The organism is Escherichia sp. 10290, assembly GCF_030295155.1.
GTDB classification, from domain to species: domain Bacteria; phylum Pseudomonadota; class Gammaproteobacteria; order Enterobacterales; family Enterobacteriaceae; genus Escherichia; species Escherichia coli_F.
The window spans coordinates 1479203-1496969 of the sequence record NZ_AP025741.1 but is presented as its reverse complement, the minus strand read 5'-3'; the positions used below and the strand labels follow the sequence as shown (position 1 = coordinate 1496969).

Annotated in this window: 16 protein-coding genes; 9 read left to right on the top strand and 7 right to left on the bottom strand. The window is 50.4% G+C overall.

Going from position 1 to position 17767, the window contains the following annotated elements; genetic code table 11:
* Positions 1 to 482 precede the first annotated feature (482 nt).
* The 5 genes from dicB (at position 483) to QUE74_RS07390 (ending at position 4841) form a co-directional block, all read left to right on the top strand.
* The gene (gene dicB / locus QUE74_RS07410; protein ID WP_000449175.1) at positions 483 to 671 is read left to right on the top strand and encodes a cell division inhibition protein DicB; all 189 of its coding nucleotides are present in this window, start codon (positions 483 to 485) and stop codon (positions 669 to 671) included.
* Positions 668 to 856 (top strand): DUF1482 family protein, encoded by a 189-nt coding sequence (locus tag QUE74_RS07405; protein WP_000199473.1) that lies wholly within the window; start codon positions 668 to 670, stop codon positions 854 to 856. Before dicB ends, QUE74_RS07405 begins: the two co-directional genes overlap by 4 nt.
* Before the next feature lie 95 nt (positions 857 to 951).
* Positions 952 to 3423: a 3'-5' exonuclease gene (locus tag QUE74_RS07400; protein ID WP_286331914.1), complete on the top strand. Its 2472-nt coding sequence runs from the start codon at positions 952 to 954 to the stop codon at positions 3421 to 3423.
* A 61-nt stretch (positions 3424 to 3484) separates the two neighbouring features.
* Positions 3485 to 3754 (top strand): excisionase, encoded by a 270-nt coding sequence (locus QUE74_RS07395; RefSeq protein WP_000003742.1) that lies wholly within the window; start codon positions 3485 to 3487, stop codon positions 3752 to 3754.
* Positions 3723 to 4841 carry a phage integrase Arm DNA-binding domain-containing protein gene (locus QUE74_RS07390; protein WP_016241177.1) on the top strand — a complete coding sequence of 373 codons (1119 nt, stop codon included), beginning with the start codon at positions 3723 to 3725 and terminating at the stop codon, positions 4839 to 4841. Before QUE74_RS07395 ends, QUE74_RS07390 begins: the two co-directional genes overlap by 32 nt.
* A 76-nt stretch (positions 4842 to 4917) precedes the next feature.
* Here QUE74_RS07390 and QUE74_RS07385 read toward each other — a convergent pair whose 3' ends face one another.
* Both QUE74_RS07385 and QUE74_RS07380 read right to left on the bottom strand, forming a co-directional pair.
* Positions 4918 to 5385 (bottom strand): DUF2335 domain-containing protein, encoded by a 468-nt coding sequence (locus QUE74_RS07385; RefSeq protein ID WP_001113310.1) that lies wholly within the window; start codon positions 5383 to 5385, stop codon positions 4918 to 4920.
* Positions 5363 to 5566 (bottom strand): hypothetical protein, encoded by a 204-nt coding sequence (locus tag QUE74_RS07380; protein WP_000824186.1) that lies wholly within the window; start codon positions 5564 to 5566, stop codon positions 5363 to 5365. The genes QUE74_RS07385 and QUE74_RS07380 overlap by 23 nt, the downstream gene beginning before the upstream one ends.
* Positions 5567 to 5874: 308 nt before the next feature.
* Between QUE74_RS07380 and potC the strand changes: the two genes are divergently transcribed.
* Together potC and potD are read left to right on the top strand one after the other, a co-directional pair.
* Positions 5875 to 6669 carry a spermidine/putrescine ABC transporter permease PotC gene (gene potC, locus QUE74_RS07375; RefSeq protein ID WP_000580316.1) on the top strand — a complete coding sequence of 265 codons (795 nt, stop codon included), beginning with the start codon at positions 5875 to 5877 and terminating at the stop codon, positions 6667 to 6669.
* Entirely contained in the window at positions 6666 to 7712 is a 1047-nt protein-coding gene (potD, locus tag QUE74_RS07370; protein WP_000759306.1) for a spermidine/putrescine ABC transporter substrate-binding protein PotD, read from the top strand. Before potC ends, potD begins: the two co-directional genes overlap by 4 nt.
* A 213-nt stretch (positions 7713 to 7925) precedes the next feature.
* Here potD and cobB read toward each other — a convergent pair whose 3' ends face one another.
* Genes cobB through lolC form a run of 5 tightly spaced genes read right to left on the bottom strand, consistent with a single transcriptional unit; the run spans position 7926 to position 12840 of the window.
* Positions 7926 to 8747 (bottom strand): Sir2 family NAD+-dependent deacetylase, encoded by an 822-nt coding sequence (cobB, locus tag QUE74_RS07365; RefSeq protein ID WP_000952729.1) that lies wholly within the window; start codon positions 8745 to 8747, stop codon positions 7926 to 7928.
* Between the two features lie 15 nt (positions 8748 to 8762).
* Positions 8763 to 9674, bottom strand: coding sequence for an N-acetylglucosamine kinase (gene nagK / locus QUE74_RS07360; RefSeq protein ID WP_000291250.1), 912 nt, complete (start codon positions 9672 to 9674; stop codon positions 8763 to 8765).
* A gap of 28 nt (positions 9675 to 9702) precedes the next feature.
* Positions 9703 to 10947: a lipoprotein-releasing ABC transporter permease subunit LolE gene (lolE, locus tag QUE74_RS07355; protein WP_001251354.1), complete on the bottom strand. Its 1245-nt coding sequence runs from the start codon at positions 10945 to 10947 to the stop codon at positions 9703 to 9705.
* A complete protein-coding gene (gene lolD, locus QUE74_RS07350; protein ID WP_001033695.1) occupies positions 10947 to 11648 on the bottom strand; it encodes a lipoprotein-releasing ABC transporter ATP-binding protein LolD in 702 nt (233 codons plus the stop codon). The genes lolE and lolD overlap by 1 nt, the downstream gene beginning before the upstream one ends.
* Positions 11641 to 12840, bottom strand: coding sequence for a lipoprotein-releasing ABC transporter permease subunit LolC (lolC, locus tag QUE74_RS07345; protein ID WP_000284708.1), 1200 nt, complete (start codon positions 12838 to 12840; stop codon positions 11641 to 11643). Before lolC ends, lolD begins: the two co-directional genes overlap by 8 nt.
* A gap of 262 nt (positions 12841 to 13102) precedes the next feature.
* On the opposite strand from lolC, the gene QUE74_RS07340 reads away from it, so the two are divergent.
* Together QUE74_RS07340 and mfd are read left to right on the top strand one after the other, a co-directional pair.
* Positions 13103 to 14176, top strand: coding sequence for an acyltransferase family protein (locus tag QUE74_RS07340; RefSeq protein ID WP_000810234.1), 1074 nt, complete (start codon positions 13103 to 13105; stop codon positions 14174 to 14176).
* Between the two features lie 127 nt (positions 14177 to 14303).
* Positions 14304 to 17750, top strand: coding sequence for a transcription-repair coupling factor (mfd, locus tag QUE74_RS07335; RefSeq protein ID WP_001354916.1), 3447 nt, complete (start codon positions 14304 to 14306; stop codon positions 17748 to 17750).
* Positions 17751 to 17767 lie beyond the last annotated feature (17 nt).

Genomic DNA, 17767 nt, shown 5'->3' with positions numbered 1-17767 from the left:
CGGATAAGAATCCGGCACTGACAGTTTACTGAAAAGGATATATCCCTGAAAAGTCAGGGCATAACGCGAAAGCGCACGGCGAAGTTCGTCTCTCTGTAGGTAGTCGTTAAATTTAATTCGACCGTGCGCTTCCGGTTGTGGCAATCCGCGAAATGGCGCGGCGGTAAGTATGGCGGGGTTATTCCTTCCCCGCTGAGGACACCGGGTTGTCAGGTTGACCATACGCTTAAGTGACAACCCCGCTGCAACGCCCTCTGTTATCACTTTTCTGGTGATTCGGCGGAAACGGATATCCGCCCTTTTTAAAGTGAATTTTGTGATGCGGTGAATGCGGCTATGCGCACGCGGAACAGTTAAAGCAGTAAGGCGGTATTTTACGGGCGTAACGAGCATCAACTAATCCGGCGTTAATTGTTAACTGGTTAACGTCACCTGGAGGCACCAGGCACTGCATCACAAAATTCATTGTTGAGGACGCGATAATGGAAACGTTATTACCAAACGTTAATACGTCTGAAGGTTGTTTTGATATTGGTGTTCTGCTCAGTAACCGGGAGTTTACTGAAGATGCCATTAATATGAGGAAATATGAGCCTTATCTGCTCAATGATAATTCCATACTTTCCCGAATTGCTCTTCTTGAACTTGGTATTTTCGGAGAACGTCAATGACTTCAGCATTTGCACTGATGATGACGGTTTTTCTTATAACGGGTGAATCACAGAATGTGATTACCGGAATTTATGCAAGTAAAGAATCCTGCCTCCAGGCAAGAGACGAGCAAAAAATTTCTGGTGAATGCCTCCCGCTAAAAAAAGTATCGCTGTACCTGAATAACGAAACACCGGCTGGATAACCCTCCAGCCATATTAACACCATACCAACGGATTAAAAATGCCAGCAATGGCAGGGATTCGTTCACCCTGAAATCTGTAATGAGGTTAAAACAAAATGAGTAAAGTCTTTATTTGCGCCGCCATTCCGGACGAACAGGCAATAAAGGAAGAAGGTGCCGTCGCTGTAGCCACTGCCATTGAAGCCGGTGATGAACGTCGCGCCCGCGCAAAATTTCACTGGCAATTCCTGGAACATTATCCGGCTGCTCAGGACTGCGCTTATAAATTTCTTGTCTGCGAGGATAAACCCGGTATACCCCGCCCTGCCCTAGATTCCTGGGATGCTGAATATATGCAGGAAAACCGCTGGGATGAGGAGTCTGCTTCCTTTGTCCCGGTTGAGACTGAATCAGATCCGATGAACGTCACTTTTGACAAGCTGGCCCCTGAAGTACAGAACGCTGTCATGGTTAAGTTCGACACATGTGAAAACATCACCGTTGATATGGTTATTAGCGCACAGGAATTGTTGCAGGAAGACATGGCAACATTCGACGGACATATCGTTGAAGCGTTGATGAAAATGCCAGAAGTTAACGCCATGTATCCGGAGCTTAAGCTGCATGCCATCGGGTGGGTTAAGCATAAATGTAAGCCTGGTGCCAAATGGCCCGAAATTCAGGCAGAGATGCGCATCTGGAAAAAACGTCGCGAAGGTGAACGCAAGGAAACCGGAAAATACACGTCTGTTGTTGATCTCGCCCGCGCCAGAACCAATCAACAGCACACTGAAAATTCAACAGGAAAAATCAGCCCGGTCATTGCTGCCATTCATCGCGAATACAAGCAGACATGGAAAACACTGGATGACGAACTGGCCTACGCTCTCTGGCCTGGTGATGTGGATGCCGGAAACATTGACGGCAGCATCCATCGCTGGGCAAAAAATGAAGTTATCGACAACGACCGCGAAGACTGGAAGCGTATCTCGGCATCAATGCGCAAACAGCCTGATGCCCTTCGCTACGACCGCCAGACTATTTTTGGCCTTGTCCGTGAACGTCCGATCGACATTCACAAAGACCCTGTGGCACTGAACAAATACATTACTGAATACCTGACTACAAAGGGCGTGTTTGAAGATGAAGGAACAAATCAGAGCGCAACTGATACTCTCTCGTCGCCAGTACCAGAAACTGATGCAGTGGAAACGGCAATTCCGGACAACGAAAAAACCGAATGCAAAGTGGAAGTCGAACCATCTGTAGAGCGTGAGGGGCCGTTCTACTTCCTCTTCACCGACAAGGATGGCGAAAAATACGGTCGCGCAAACAAACTTTCTGGTCTGGATAAGGCACTGGCTGCCGGGGCTACTGAAATCACGAAAGAAGAATATTTCGCCCGCAAAAACAGTACATACTCAGGTTCACAACAAAATACTGGTGCATCTGACACGACCGCACAACCAGAGCCGGTAAAAGTTACCGCTGACGAAGTAAACAAAATTATGCAGGCAGCCAATATCAGCCAGCCTGACGCCGATAAGTTGCTTGCTGCCTCTCGCGGAGAATTTGTTGCAGGGATTAGCGACCCGAATGATCCGAAATGGGTTAAGGGGATCCAGACCCGCGATTCTGTAAACCAGAACCAGCATGAATCGGAACGGAACTACCAAAAAGCGGAACAAAACAGCCCAAATGCGTTACAAAACGAGCCAGAAACGAAACAGCCTGAACCAGTGGCGCAACAGGAAGTGGAAAAAGTCTGCACCGCCTGCGGTCAGACCGGCGGCGGCAACTGCCCTGATTGTGGCGCAGTGATGGGCGACGCAACATACCAGGAAACATTCGATGAAGAGTATCAGGTTGAAGTTCAGGAAGATGATCCGGAGAAAATGGAAGGCGCTGAACATCCACACAAGGAGAACACTGGCGGCAATCAGCATCACGATAGCGATAATGAAACTGGCGAGACGGCAGATCACTCAATTAAGGTGAACGGTCATCAAGAAATCACATCCACCAGCAGGACGTGTGACCATCTAATGATCGACCTTGAAACCATGGGAAAAAATCCTGATGCCCCGATCATCTCAATAGGTGCAATATTTTTCGATCCGCAAACCGGAGATATGGGACCGGAATTTAGTAAGACTATCGATCTGGAAACTGCTGGCGGAGTCATTGATCGGGACACCATTAAATGGTGGCTTAAGCAATCACGCGAAGCGCAATCTGCCATTATGACCGATGAAATCCCGTTAGATGATGCACTGTTACAATTGCGGGAATTTATCGACGAAAACTCCGGTGAATTTTTTGTTCAGGTCTGGGGAAATGGAGCCAACTTCGACAACACGATTTTGCGCCGTTCATACGAACGGCAGGGGATCCCCTGCCCGTGGCGTTACTACAACGATCGCGATGTACGCACAATCGTTGAGCTGGGGAAAGCCATAGACTTCGATGCCAGAACGGCTATTCCATTCGAAGGTGAGCGCCATAATGCACTTGATGACGCCCGTTACCAGGCAAAATACGTTTCAGTTATCTGGCAAAAACTGATCCCGAGTCAGGCTGATTTTTAATGTTCAACCGTCGCCAGTTGTCGTTGATATTCTGCAACTGGCGCGTTCCGGAGTGATAGCCATGAGCGAACAGTACCTGATAACGCTCGACGAGTGGAAACCAAAACGGTTCAGTCTCCCAATAACAAACACTACCCTGGTGAAATACGGAAAACTAGGATACATCGTTCCAAGACCACAAAAAATTCGTGGGCGTTGGCTGATAGATCGCCGAGCAGTATTTGTTGGGCCTGGTGAAACGGGAATTGCGCCGGAAATTCATACTGGCGATGATGATGCACTGAAGGAGATTTTAACTCATGTCACCGAGGCCACGAAAAAACAGCACTGACGTAGCCGGTCTTTACGAAAAGTTTGATCGCAGAACTGGCAGAGTTTACTACCAGTATAAAAATCCTGTGACTGGAAAATTTCACGGACTCGGAACAGACAAAGGTAAGGCAGAAAAAATCGCTTCCACAGCCAATCAGCGGATAGCTGCAGCAGAAGCTGAATATTTCATGCGCAAAATTGATGAAAGTCCATCAGCAACAAAACGTCGGGGTATCAGATTAAAGGCATGGGTTGATCGATATCTGAAAATACAGGACACGCGACTGAAAAATGGAGATATTGCAGCTACAACCCACAAAGAAAAAGTGCGAATGGCTGCATACCTGGTTTCCCGCCTGGGAAACCACCCATTGAAAGAACTGGAGGTAAGAGACTTTGCATTAATACTGGACGAGTGGATGGATAAAGACATGGTCAGCACAGCAAGAGTAAATCGCGGATTATGGGTTGATATTTATAAAGAAGCACAGCATGCAGGGGAAGTTCCTCCTGGATGGAATCCTCCGGAGGCTACCCGTAAACCGATCCCTAAAGTGACCAGATCCAGACTCACCCTGGAAGACTGGCAAAAAATTTACAACGCAACGCCTGAAAAACACTTTATCCGTAACGCAATGCTTCTTGCGATTGTTACTGGTCAGCGCCGTGATGACATTTGCCACATGCGTTTTTCAGATGTGTGGAACGAACACTTGCATATCACCCAGGGAAAAACCAGAATGCGTCTGGCGTTACCGCTTACACTACGCTGTGATGCCATTGGGATAACGTTAAAAGAAGTTATTGATGGGTGCCGAGACAGAATATTAAGTCCATATCTAATCCATAGTCGGCACCAGAAACAACCAAAGCCGATGAGTAAAGACAACCTGAGCGACTACTTTGCCAAAGCACGGGATCTGGCTGGGATAACTCCACCAGCAGGAAAAACTCCGCCAACATTTCATGAACAACGCTCCCTGTCAGAACGACTGTACCGCGCGCAGGGTATTGATACAAAAACATTACTGGGACATAAAGTCCAAGCAACCACCGATCGTTATAACGATACTCGTGGTCAGGAATGGGTTAAATTGGTTGTTTGACGAAATAAATGCAGCTGAAAAATGTTGATATTGCTTTGCTAGTGTAAAAACCCCGGCATCAACCGGGGTTCGGAGACTAATCTTGATCAGGTTCCTGCTTAGAATAATGTTTTCCAACAATAAATGCCGTAACCAATGCAACAAGATCTATTGAAACGAGAGTTCCGGCAAGAACTGTCTCCCCCATGACGCCAAAGACAGTGGCAGCTAAGATGATCAATATTGCCAACCAAAAAGCCTTTGTTTGACCATCTCTGGCAATATCAATGCTATCAGCCACTGTTTTATGGCGATGAGCCTGCTCTTTTTCGGTCAACTCAACAAGTCGATTTGCAAGCCCAGGCACCAGTTGATCATACTTTTTAAGCATTGAAGGTGGCGGAACAGGCCCCTGAAAATGCTGGCAAACAATAGCCCGCACCTGCGGACTATCCAAAACCCTGTTTAAGACCTCTGGATTTTCGATTACTCGAGAAACCAGTTCATTATCCTTTTGTTCTTCACAAGTGAGTTTGGTGTTCTCACTTTCTTTTTGATCTGGCATTGTTCAGCTTTTCAACGTTAACGGATACCATTGCTTTTTGGAAATCGCCTCTGATAGCCGCAGCATCCTGACGCAAAGCGGAAACTGGATTCGCTGGCATGCCATTTGCTGAAACGACCGTCGGGCTCAGGGCTATAACCGAGCCAATGGCTTGTAACAAAGCCACACTTTTACGCTTCATAGTCACTCCTGAGTTCAATGGGATTCAAAACGGATTCAAAGTGAATCTTGATAGCTAATTCTAATACCACATTATGTGGTTTTTCAACACGAAGAAATCACATCAAAAATCTCATTCGGAAAGCGATATGGGTAAACAAACTGGAATACTTTTCTGTCCTAGTAAGCTCACCCATGTATAAAAATGCTGTAAAATGCGTGGTCCTGTTTTGGGGAAAAGTTTTGGAGAGATTTTGGAGAAAGGAAAAAATTGAATAAATTCAAAATCCTGAAAGTGTCCCGCCTTATGAATAAGAAGGTGGAACTCGAATGATCGGTCGACTGCTTCGCGGCGGTTTTATGACCGCTATCTACGCGTACCTGTATATCCCAATCATTATTTTGATTGTGAACTCTTTCAACAGCTCGCGCTTTGGCATCAACTGGCAGGGTTTTACCACCAAATGGTATAGCCTGCTGATGAACAACGACAGTCTGTTGCAGGCAGCTCAGCATTCACTGACGATGGCGGTGTTTTCGGCGACGTTTGCTACGCTTATCGGTTCACTGACGGCAGTTGCGTTGTACCGTTATCGCTTTCGTGGTAAGCCGTTCGTTAGCGGAATGCTGTTTGTGGTGATGATGTCGCCAGATATTGTGATGGCGATTTCTCTGCTGGTGCTGTTTATGCTGCTGGGTATTCAGCTTGGCTTCTGGTCGCTGCTGTTCTCGCATATCACCTTCTGCCTGCCGTTTGTGGTGGTGACGGTGTATTCGCGCCTGAAAGGTTTTGACGTGCGAATGCTGGAAGCGGCGAAAGATCTCGGTGCCAGCGAATTTACCATTCTGCGAAAAATCATTCTGCCACTGGCAATGCCAGCGGTAGCGGCGGGCTGGGTGTTAAGCTTTACCCTGTCGATGGACGACGTGGTGGTTTCTTCGTTTGTCACCGGGCCGAGTTATGAAATTCTGCCGTTAAAAATTTATTCGATGGTCAAAGTCGGCGTATCGCCGGAAGTTAACGCGCTGGCAACCATATTACTGGTGCTGTCGCTGGTGATGGTAATTGCCAGCCAGCTTATTGCTCGTGATAAAACGAAAGGTAACACAGGGGACGTTAAATGAAAAAATGGTCACGCCACCTGCTCGCGGCGGGTGCTCTGGCACTGGGCATGAGCGCCGCTCACGCCGATGACAACAACACGCTGTATTTCTACAACTGGACCGAGTACGTGCCGCCAGGACTGCTTGAACAGTTCACCAAAGAAACCGGTATTAAGGTTATCTATTCGACTTACGAGTCGAACGAAACCATGTACGCGAAGCTGAAAACGTACAAAGACGGTGCCTATGACCTGGTGGTTCCTTCAACCTATTACGTCGATAAAATGCGTAAAGAAGGGATGATCCAGAAGATCGACAAGTCGAAGTTAAGCAATTTCAGCAACCTCGATCCAGACATGCTCAACAAGCCGTTTGACCCGAATAACGACTATTCCATTCCGTATATCTGGGGTGCGACGGCGATTGGCGTTAACGGTGATGCGGTGGATCCGAAATCTGTCACCAGCTGGGCCGATCTGTGGAAACCTGAGTACAAAGGCAGCCTGCTGCTGACCGACGATGCCCGTGAAGTGTTCCAGATGGCGCTGCGCAAACTGGGCTACTCCGGTAACACCACCGATCCGAAAGAGATTGAAGCTGCGTATAACGAGCTGAAAAAACTGATGCCAAACGTAGCGGCGTTTAACTCCGATAACCCAGCTAACCCGTACATGGAAGGCGAAGTTAACCTCGGCATGATCTGGAACGGTTCCGCTTTCGTTGCACGCCAGGCGGGTACGCCAATTGACGTGGTATGGCCGAAAGAAGGCGGCATTTTCTGGATGGACAGCCTGGCGATCCCGGCAAATGCCAAAAACAAAGAGGGCGCGCTGAAATTGATCAACTTCCTGCTGCGCCCGGATGTGGCAAAACAGGTTGCTGAAACTATCGGTTATCCAACGCCAAACCTCGCCGCGCGTAAGCTGTTAAGCCCGGAAATAGCGGACGACAAGACGCTCTACCCGGATGCTGAAACCATTAAAAATGGCGAATGGCAGAATGACGTTGGCGCAGCCAGCAGCATTTATGAAGAGTATTATCAGAAGCTGAAAGCAGGACGTTAATTCAGCAAGCGGGCGGTGGTATTACCGCCCGTTTTTTCATTTAGCAAGGATGTGGCTAATGTTGCTGTTATGGACGAGTAAACGCTAAAAGAGGCAGTAAATATGCCAGATGCGGCGTCAACGACTTCTCTGGTCTACGACACCCGCAAATTCAATTCATTGCGCCCCATCGCAGGCCTGATAAGCGTAGCGCATCAGGCAATGCTTCCTGCTTTATAAGCCCTTCAGCAACTTTTCAACAAACTCTGGCACCACCTGGCTTGCCGGGCCGTAATATTTCTCGGCAAATTCATTACCGACCTGACTCGGTTCAAGATTGAGTTCCACAGTGTGCGCACCATGCAGTTTCGCTTCGTGAACAAATCCAGCCGCCGGATAAACATGCCCGGAAGTACCAATGGCAATGAAAATATCGGCCATCGACAACGCCATATAAATTTCATCCATGCCGAGTGGCATTTCGCCAAACCAAACGACGTGCGGGCGCAAGGGTGCCGGGAACTGGCAACAATGGCATTTATCTTCTGGCGTAACGTCTCCGGTCCAGTCGAGAATCTGACCACTTTGCGAACAGCGAACTTTCAGCAATTCCCCATGCATATGAATCACATTGGTATTACCTGCGCGTTCGTGCAGATTGTCGATATTCTGCGTCACCAGCAAAAAGCGATCGCCGAGAGCATCTTGCAGTTTAGCCAGCGCAAGATGCGCGGCGTTAGGCTGAATTTCTGGCTGCTGCAGCTGTCGACGGCGGGCGTTATAAAACGCTTGTACCAGTTCAGGATCGCGATCGAAACCTTCCGGCGTTGCCACATCTTCAACCCGATGTTCTTCCCACAGGCCATCTGCGGCGCGAAAGGTACGAATACCTGATTCCGCAGAAATACCTGCCCCAGTCAGTACGAGTACTCTTGGTTTTTCCATTGCTTCCGGCACCACTTTATCTCTGAAAAAAATACGCTGACGCAAACGCTCGCGCAGGCGGCGTTTATTTTTACGAAAACGACTTAACCGATGACCCCGACGCGACAGCATAGCAACCTCTGTTGTTTAATCGGTTAGATGTAGGAAAGCCGCACCACGCATTCCTCCCGCATCACCGTGGCGCGCGCGTTCAATGCGCGGAACACGAGCTACAGGTAAGAGATGACGAGGCAGCCTGTCCGCCAGTTGCGTTGTGATTGCCGGGAAATTCGATAAGCCACCACCAATGACGACCAGGTCAGGGTCAACAATGGTCAGGATATTTCCCAGACAAACCGCTAATAAATCCAGATAACGCTCAACGTGCGCCCTTGCCTGCTCATCGCCTTGATCATAAAGCGCAATAATTTCGGGAGCCTGCAACGGTTGATGATAATAGTGTTGATACAGCCACGCAAAACCGCGACCAGACAGATAATTTTCAATGCAGCCATGCTGACCACAGCCGCAGCGGCGTAATGGGAAATCCAGCCCCATCATGGTTAACGCATCAACCGGCAGACGCATATGGCCAAACTCGCCGGTAATATAGCTTTTACCGGTAATTGGTTTACCGTTGAAAATCAGCCCGCCGCCAACGCCGGTGCCGAGAATCAACCCCATCACCAGTGGATATTGAGTAAATTCATCATCCCAGGCTTCTGAAAGGGCAAAACAGTTGGCATCGTTATCAAGGCGGACATCGCGATCAAGACGTACGCTCAGGTCGGCACGCAGCGATTTACCGCTGGCAGCGGGGACATTGGCGGCATACAGCGTACCATCTTCTGTTTCCGGCATTCCCGGAATACCGATGCCTACAGAACCTTTACAGCCAAAACGCTTATCGGCTTCAGCCACCAGCTCGCACACTGCATCTAAAAATGCGTCATAGCTGTCACGCGGTGTCGGCACCCGCTTTTCCCACTGCAACTGCCGACCGCTATCAAACACGCCAAGCGCAATTTTTGTTCCACCAATATCAAACCCGTAATACATTGCCGCTCCTTGTTTTAATGTACTGCCTTTACTGGCCGCTAAGGACTCGCGCAGGGTCAATATTACTGGCGCGCCGCGCCGGATACCAACTTGCCAAAAGACTCAGCAACAATGCTGTGACCAGTACGTAGAAGACGTCCAGCCAGTGCAATTCCGATGGCAGGAAGTCAATAAAATAGATATCGCTGGAGAGGAACTGATGACCGATCAACTTTTCAATCCACTCAATAATCGGGGTAAGTTGCAGTGAAACAACTACGCCGATAATCACCCCACACAGGCTGCCGAACAGCCCTGCCAGCAATCCATACCAGACAAAGATGGCGCGAATTAAGCCATCTTTCGCCCCCAGCGTTCTTAATACTGCGATATCGCCACTCTTGTCTTTCACCGCCATCACTAAGGTGGAGACGATGTTGAAACAGGCCACGCCAATCACCAGTACCATCGCCAGATACATAATGGCGCGGATCATCTGGATATCGCGATACATATAGCCGTAAGTACCAATCCAGCTTTTAATATAAACATAGCTGTTGGTCACTTCACCCGCATCGCGTACCAGCTTATTGGCGTTGAAAACATCCGTCATTTTAAGGGCAATACCTGACACGCTGGAACCCATATCAAGATATTGCTGGGCATCCGCCAGCGGGATCATGGCAAAACTGTGATCGAGTTGGCCACTCAACTGCAAAATACCGGCAACGTGCAAACGCACACGTTTTGGCTGCATCAGTTTATGCTCGGGATTCGAATTTGGGATCATAATCGACACCCAATCGCCCTGCTTCACTTTCAGCGCATCCGCCACGCCTTTGCCGATGATAATTTGCTGTTCGCCTGCTTTAAAATTGCTCCACGCATCGTCCTGGACAAACGAGGGTAATGCGCTCAAACGCTGTTCCTGTTGCGGGTTAACGCCCTTGACCTGAATTGCGCGCAGATTGGCACCACTTTCCACCAGCCCGGTGAAATTGATATACGGCGCGGCAGCGGCAATACCCGGCACTTTTTGCACGTTATCCAGGGCTTCTTGCCAGTTAGTCCACGGCTGATCCACCGCCTCAATTTCGCCATGCGGCACCACCGCCAGAATGCGGTTGTTCAGTTCGCGTTCAAAGCCGTTCATCGCGCTTAAGCCGACGATCAATACCGCCACGCCGAGGGCAATGCCAATGGTAGAAATGACGGAGATCAGCGACACCATACCGCCGCGTCGCCGTCCGCGACTAAAACGCAGGCCAATCAATAACGATAAAGGCATCGCCATTACTCCGCCCCCATCAGGCTCAGTTCCGCCGTCAAACGACCATCACGCATTTCTAACTGGCGGCTCATGCGTTTCGCCAGTTGCAGGTCGTGAGTAACCACCAGGAAGGCAGTGCCCTGCAAGCGATTCAATTCCCCAAGCAACTGGAAGATGCTGTCGGCGTTACGTGCGTCAAGGTTACCGGTAGGTTCATCCGCCAGTACCAGACGCGGGTTATTGACCAGCGCACGGGCAATCGCCACACGCTGGCGCTCACCGCCAGAAAGTTCAGATGGGCGGTGATTCGCACGATGCTCCAGCCCCACCGCTTTTAACATCTCCAGCGCACGGCTGTTGATTTCAGCGGGCTTTTTCTTGCCAATCAGCAGTGGCATAGCCACGTTTTCCAGGGCGGTAAAATCCGGCAGCAGGTGGTGAAACTGATAAATAAAGCCCAGCTTCTGGTTGCGCAGCTCTGCTTTCGCCGCCGAAGACAGTTTGCTCATCGGTTGACCGTTAAAGATCACATCGCCGGAGGTTGGCGTATCCAGCCCGCCCAGCAGGTGCAGCAAGGTACTTTTACCAGAACCAGAGCTACCGACGATCGCCATCATTTCACCTTCGCCGACGCTGAAACTGACATTGTGCAGTACATCGGTTTGCACACTGCCTTCCTGATAGCGTTTGCACAGGTTGTCGCATTGCAACAGGATCTTATTCATAACGTAAAGCCTCAGCGGGTTGAGTGGCGGCAGCGCGCCATGAAGGGTAAAGCGTAGACAGCAGCGCGATAGCCATCGCCACCAGCGCAATAACAATGACCTGTAAAGGTTCGATAGCGACTGGCAGTGCCGCGCCATCAAGCAGGACGCCGATTATCGGCATCAGATTATTCAACTGGCTGGCAAGCAGTGCACCAAGCGCCGCTCCGAGGATCGCACCGATAATCCCGGCGCTGGCCCCTTGCACCATAAAGACCATCATGATTTGTCGCGGAGTTAAGCCTTGCGTTTGCAGGATCGCTACTTCGCCCTGCTTCTCCATCACCATCAGCCCTAGCGAGGTAATAATGTTAAACGCCGCTACGGCAACAATCAGGCTCAGCAGCAAGCCCATCATATTTTTTTCCATGCGTACGGCCTGGAACAGCTCGCCTTTACGATCACGCCAGTCCTGCCATTTGCTGCCTTCAGGCAGTTTTTGCTGGCTTAAAGAATCAACTTTCAGCGGCTCATCCAGCCACAAACGCCAGCCGGTAATATTGCCTGCCGGATAACGCATCAGACGCGAGGCATCCTCAATATTCACCAGCATTTCATAGCCATCGACTTCACTGTTGGCGGCGAAAGTGCCAATCACATTGAACAGGCGCTGGCTTGGAATACGCCCCATCGGCGTGAACTGGCTGGCAGACGGCACCATCACGCGGATTTGATCACCGCGATTGACACCTAACTGTGAGGCAAGTTGTTCGCCGAGAATGACATTATATTTCCCCGGTTCGAGATCAGCTTGTTTCACATTGACCAGATACGGCGTTAGTGGATCTTTTTGCGCCGGATCGATACCCAGCATCACCCCGACCGCCACGCTGCGTGCACTTTGCAGTACCACATCACCGGTAGTAATAGGTGCGACGCGATTAACACCGTCCAGTTTGACTGCCGTTTCCGGGAGTTGCTGCGGGTTAAGAGAGCCATGCTCAGAAGAGAGAATTGCCTGTGGCATCAGGCCAAGGATGTTGTTTTGCAGCTCGCGCTCAAAGCCGTTCATCACTGACAATACTGTGACCAGCGCCATCACCCCGAGGGTAATGCCGATGGTAGAAAGCCAGGAGACGAAGCGACCGAAGCGATCCGCTGCACGCCCACGCATGTAACGCAGGCCAATAAATAGAGCGACAGGTTGGTACATGAAATCCGTCTGGTTGCTGTTAGCAAAGACACGAGTATATAAGCGAAAGCAAGATGGGTAAACGTCTGAACTGTAAGTGATCGTCAGGGCTAATCTGAAAAGTCCCCGTAAATCAATCGGCTAAATTGCCATGTTTTATCATCAATCTTGCCGCCTGATCTTAATCTGAAAAATCATCCAATACAGACAGATACCCATTACACCTCGGGTCATAACCCGCAGGATCAACCGCATGTAAATTAAAAAAGAGCGTGTTGTCCTGATGAAACAAAAAGAGCTATGGATTAACCAGATCAAAGGGTTATGTATTTGTCTGGTGGTGATTTATCACTCGGTCATTACCTTTTATCCGCATCTGACCACTTTTCAGCATCCGTTATCGGAAGTCCTGAGCAAATGCTGGATCTATTTCAATCTTTACCTTGCCCCCTTTCGTATGCCGGTTTTTTTCTTTATTTCCGGCTATTTGATTCGCCGCTATATCGACAGCGTACCCTGGGGAAATTGTCTCGATAAACGGATCTGGAACATCTTCTGGGTGCTGGCGCTTTGGGGCGTAGTGCAGTGGCTGGCGATAAGTGCACTAAATCAGTGGCTGGCACCTGAGCGCAATTTAAGTAATGCCTCCAATGCCGCTTATGCCGATTCTACCGGTGAGTTCCTGCACGGGATGATCACCGCCAGCACCAGCTTGTGGTATCTGTATGCTTTAATTGTCTATTTCGTGATATGTAAAATTTTTAACCGCCTGGCCCTGCCGTTATTTGTTCTGTTTGTACTGATGAGTGTGGCGGTTAATTTCGTACCCACACCGTGGTGGGGAATGAACAGTGTGATCCGCAATTTGCCTTATTACAGCCTTGGCGCATGGTTTGGCGCAACATTAATGACCTGTGTTAAAGCGGTGCCGTTGCGCCGCCATCTGCTGATGGCTTCTTTGCTGGCTGTTCTGGCGGTCGGTGCCTGGTTGTTTACTATCTCGCTGCTGTTGTCGCTGGTATCGATTGTGGTGATCATGAAACTGTTTTATCAGTACGAGCAACGTTTCGGTATGCGCCCCACCAGCCTGCTGAATGTGATTGGCTCCAACACCATTGCTATCTACACCACCCATCGCATTCTGGTTGAAATATTCAGCTTAAGCCTGATTCCACAAATGAACGCGGCACGCTGGTCGCCGCAAGTCGAACTGACGCTCCTGCTGGTTTACCCCTTTGTCAGTTTGTTGATTTGTACTGTTGCGGGCTTGCTGGTAAGAAAACTTTCACAGCGCGCATTCAGCGATCTGTTGTTCTCCCCGCCTTCTCTGCCCGCTGCCGTCAGTTACTCCCGCTAAGCCATCGCCCCAGCCGGGGCGATTCAATTTGCTAAACCATGTCGATTACGGATAATGAACAGCATTGCTTATCAGAGATATGCCCCCATATGTTGAGGCATATCCTAACGAGAATCTGACAACCGTTATGCCTGAACAATATCGTTATACGCTGCCCGTCAAAGCGGGTGAGCAGCGTCTGCTGGGCGAGTTAACTGGCGCTGCCTGCGCGACGCTGGTAGCGGAAATTGCCGAACGTCACGCCGGTCCGGTGGTACTTATTGCACCAGATATGCAAAATGCTCTGCGTTTGCATGATGAAATCAGCCAGTTTACCGATCAGATGGTGATGAATCTGGCGGACTGGGAAACCCTTCCCTACGACAGTTTTTCACCTCATCAGGACATTATCTCCTCACGCCTTTCCACTCTTTACCAGCTACCGACGATGCAGCGTGGCGTACTGATTGTTCCGGTGAATACGCTTATGCAGCGCGTTTGCCCGCACAGTTTCCTCCACGGCCACGCGCTGATGATGAAAAAAGGTCAGCGGTTATCTCGTGATGCCTTGCGTACGCAACTGGACAGTGCCGGTTATCGCCATGTTGACCAGGTTATGGAGCACGGCGAATACGCCACGCGCGGCGCGTTGCTGGATCTTTTCCCGATGGGCAGCGACTTGCCTTATCGTCTTGATTTTTTTGATGATGAAATTGACAGTCTGCGGGTGTTTGACGTCGATAGCCAGCGCACGCTGGAGGAAGTAGAAGCGATCAATCTGTTGCCCGCGCACGAATTTCCGACCGATAAAGCGGCGATTGAACTGTTCCGCAGCCAGTGGCGCGATACCTTCGAAGTGAAGCGCGACCCGGAACATATTTATCAGCAAGTGAGTAAAGGCACATTACCTGCCGGGATCGAGTACTGGCAGCCGCTATTCTTCAGCGAACCGCTGCCGCCACTGTTCAGTTATTTCCCTGCCAATACGCTGTTGGTGAATACTGGCGATCTGGAAAACAGTGCCGAACGTTTCCAGGCTGACACGCTGGCGCGTTTTGAAAATCGCGGCGTCGATCCGATGCGTCCACTGTTGCCACCACAATCGCTCTGGCTGCGGGTAGACGAGCTCTTTTCAGAGCTAAAAAACTGGCCGCGTGTGCAGCTAAAAACTGAACATTTACCGACAAAAGCAGCGAATGCCAATTTAGGTTTCCAGAAGCTGCCAGACCTGGCCGTTCAGGCACAACAAAAAGCGCCGCTGGATGCGCTGCGTAAGTTCCTCGAGTCTTTCGACGGTCCGGTGGTGTTCTCGGTAGAAAGTGAAGGTCGCCGTGAAGCGCTGGGTGAACTGCTCGCGCGAATTAAAATTGCTCCTCAACGCATTATGCGTCTTGATGAAGCCAACGACCGTGGGCGTTATCTGATGATTGGCGCTGCCGAACATGGTTTTGTCGATACGGTACGTAATCTGGCGCTGATTTGCGAAAGCGATCTGCTCGGTGAACGCGTTGCCCGTCGTCGTCAGGATTCTCGCCGCGCCATCAACCCCGATACACTGATCCGTAACCTTGCGGAGCTGCATATTGGTCAGCCGGTGGTCCATCTGGAGCACGGCGTCGGGCGCTATGCAGGAATGACCACGCTGGAAGCCGGCGGCATTACCGGCGAGTATTTGATGCTCACCTATGCCAACGACGCCAAACTGTATGTTCCGGTGTCGTCACTGCATCTGATTAGCCGGTACGCAGGTGGCGCGGAAGAAAATGCCCCGCTGCATAAACTTGGCGGCGATGCGTGGTCACGCGCGCGGCAGAAAGCGGCGGAAAAAGTGCGTGATGTGGCGGCAGAATTGCTGGATATCTACGCGCAACGCGCCGCCAAAGAGGGCTTCGCGTTTAAACACGATCGTGAACAATATCAATTGTTCTGCGACAGCTTCCCGTTTGAAACCACGCCGGATCAGGCGCAAGCCATTAATGCAGTGCTTAGCGATATGTGTCAGCCGCTGGCGATGGATCGTCTGGTGTGCGGCGATGTTGGCTTTGGTAAAACAGAAGTTGCGATGCGCGCCGCTTTCCTGGCGGTAGATAACCACAAGCAGGTGGCGGTGCTGGTGCCTACCACCCTTCTCGCGCAGCAGCATTACGACAACTTCCGCGACCGTTTCGCCAACTGGCCGGTACGCATCGAAATGATCTCCCGTTTCCGCAGCGCCAAAGAGCAGACGCAAATCCTTGCGGAAGTGGCGGAAGGGAAAATCGATATTCTGATCGGTACGCACAAACTGCTGCAAAATGACGTCAAGTTTAAAGATTTAGGTCTGCTGATTGTCGATGAAGAACACCGCTTCGGGGTGCGTCATAAAGAGCGCATTAAAGCGATGCGGGCGAACGTGGATATTCTGACACTTACCGCAACGCCGATCCCACGTACGCTGAATATGGCGATGAGCGGAATGCGCGATCTGTCGATTATTGCCACGCCGCCAGCCCGTCGTCTGGCAGTTAAAACCTTTGTTCGTGAGTACGATAGTCTGGTGGTACGGGAGGCGATCCTGCGCGAAATTCTGCGCGGGGGGCAGGTTTATTATCTCTACAATGATGTGGAAAACATTCAGAAAGCCGCCGAACGAATGGCAGAACTGGTACCAGAAGCGCGGATCGCCATCGGTCACGGGCAGATGCGCGAGCGCGAACTGGAACGGGTGATGAATGATTTCCATCATCAACGTTTCAACGTGCTGGTTTGTACCACCATTATCGAAACCGGGATCGATATCCCGACTGCCAACACCATTATCATCGAGCGAGCGGATCACTTCGGTCTGGCGCAGCTGCATCAGTTGCGCGGTCGAGTCGGACGTTCGCATCATCAGGCATATGCATGGCTGCTGACGCCGCATCCAAAAGCGATGACCACCGATGCGCAAAAACGTCTTGAAGCGATTGCCTCGCTGGAAGATCTCGGTGCAGGTTTTGCGCTGGCAACGCACGATCTGGAGATCCGCGGCGCAGGTGAACTGCTTGGCGAAGAACAAAGCGGCTCAATGGAAACCATCGGTTTCTCGCTGTATATGGAGTTGCTGGAAAACGCCGTCGATGCGCTGAAAGCCGGACGCGAGCCATCGCTGGAAGATCTCACCAGTCAGCAAACAGAAGTCGAGCTGCGGATGCCGTCGCTATTGCCAGATGATTTCATTCCTGACGTGAATACGCGTTTGTCGTTCTATAAACGTATTGCCAGCGCCAAAACGGAAAACGAACTGGAAGAGATCAAAGTTGAGCTTATCGATCGCTTCGGCCTGCTGCCGGATCCGGCGCGTACCCTGCTGGATATTGCCCGTCTGCGCCAGCAAGCGCAGAAACTGGGGATCAGGAAGCTGGAAGGTAATGAGAAAGGTGGGGTGATCGAATTTGCCGAGAAGAATCACGTTAATCCGGCCTGGTTGATTGGTTTGCTGCAAAAACAGCCACAGCATTACCGCCTTGATGGTCCGACGCGCCTGAAGTTTATTCAGGATTTGAGCGAGCGGAAAACGCGTATCGAATGGATTCGCCAGTTTATGCGTGAACTGGAAGAGAACGCGATCGCTTAATGGTAAATCGGGGGCGT

Coding starts and splice junctions, on each gene's coding strand:
- QUE74_RS07405 (WP_000199473.1), top strand. CDS start 668: ATGACTTCAGCATTTGCACTGATGATGACGGTTTTTCTTATAACGGGT.
- QUE74_RS07390 (WP_016241177.1), top strand. CDS start 3,723: ATGTCACCGAGGCCACGAAAAAACAGCACTGACGTAGCCGGTCTTTAC.
- lolC (WP_000284708.1), bottom strand. CDS start 12,840: ATGTACCAACCTGTCGCTCTATTTATTGGCCTGCGTTACATGCGTGGG.
- nagK (WP_000291250.1), bottom strand. CDS start 9,674: ATGTATTACGGGTTTGATATTGGTGGAACAAAAATTGCGCTTGGCGTG.
- lolD (WP_001033695.1), bottom strand. CDS start 11,648: ATGAATAAGATCCTGTTGCAATGCGACAACCTGTGCAAACGCTATCAG.
- lolE (WP_001251354.1), bottom strand. CDS start 10,947: ATGGCGATGCCTTTATCGTTATTGATTGGCCTGCGTTTTAGTCGCGGA.
- QUE74_RS07380 (WP_000824186.1), bottom strand. CDS start 5,566: ATGAAGCGTAAAAGTGTGGCTTTGTTACAAGCCATTGGCTCGGTTATA.
- potD (WP_000759306.1), top strand. CDS start 6,666: ATGAAAAAATGGTCACGCCACCTGCTCGCGGCGGGTGCTCTGGCACTG.
- mfd (WP_001354916.1), top strand. CDS start 14,304: ATGCCTGAACAATATCGTTATACGCTGCCCGTCAAAGCGGGTGAGCAG.
- potC (WP_000580316.1), top strand. CDS start 5,875: ATGATCGGTCGACTGCTTCGCGGCGGTTTTATGACCGCTATCTACGCG.
- QUE74_RS07385 (WP_001113310.1), bottom strand. CDS start 5,385: ATGCCAGATCAAAAAGAAAGTGAGAACACCAAACTCACTTGTGAAGAA.
- cobB (WP_000952729.1), bottom strand. CDS start 8,747: ATGCTGTCGCGTCGGGGTCATCGGTTAAGTCGTTTTCGTAAAAATAAA.
- dicB (WP_000449175.1), top strand. CDS start 483: ATGGAAACGTTATTACCAAACGTTAATACGTCTGAAGGTTGTTTTGAT.
- QUE74_RS07340 (WP_000810234.1), top strand. CDS start 13,103: ATGAAACAAAAAGAGCTATGGATTAACCAGATCAAAGGGTTATGTATT.
- QUE74_RS07400 (WP_286331914.1), top strand. CDS start 952: ATGAGTAAAGTCTTTATTTGCGCCGCCATTCCGGACGAACAGGCAATA.
- QUE74_RS07395 (WP_000003742.1), top strand. CDS start 3,485: ATGAGCGAACAGTACCTGATAACGCTCGACGAGTGGAAACCAAAACGG.